A 452-nucleotide genomic window follows, 5' to 3' on the forward strand; every position below is an offset into this window, starting at 1 on the left:
TCAGCACTAATAGAAATTTGATTAGCTAATGGGGAAGTACTTTGCTCTGCCGCATTACTATTAAATACAAGTATAAGCGATGGAATAATAAGTATTTTTGCAAGGTTATTGGTCATAATATAGTGTTCGCGTATGGTTAATTAGTTTTATCACCTCGGTTGTTAAATTGGCTTCAAGGCCTTTACCGGTGATCTTTAAATTCGGTCCAGTTATAATAACGGGCTGTTCGCTACGCATAGTGAGTAGCATTATATCTACTTGAATATTGTCGGCGGTAATTTTGTCTATCATTGCGCCATCAATTAAGTTTTGGGCAGTTACATTACCCTCTAAAATTAATTGTCTTTCATCGTAAAGTGTTGCTTCATCAGCATTGATACGCCACGTTTTTTGTCTGTCGTCGTACAATATGAAAGTAGGTTTTTCGAATAAGGTAAATCCTAGCTGCTCGT

Annotated in this window: 1 protein-coding gene; it reads right to left on the reverse strand. The window is 36.5% G+C overall.

From position 1 onward, the window contains the following. Positions 1–105 precede the first annotated feature (105 nt). Positions 106–452, reverse strand: a 347-nt coding sequence (gene lptC, locus AAEY62_RS20355) for an LPS export ABC transporter periplasmic protein LptC (RefSeq protein ID WP_350636013.1), incomplete at its 5' end; no start/stop codon positions are given.

Origin of the sequence: Pseudoalteromonas sp. GW168-MNA-CIBAN-0100 (genome assembly GCF_040309225.1) — a bacterium.
Taxonomy (GTDB): Bacteria; Pseudomonadota; Gammaproteobacteria; order Enterobacterales; family Alteromonadaceae; genus Pseudoalteromonas; species Pseudoalteromonas arctica.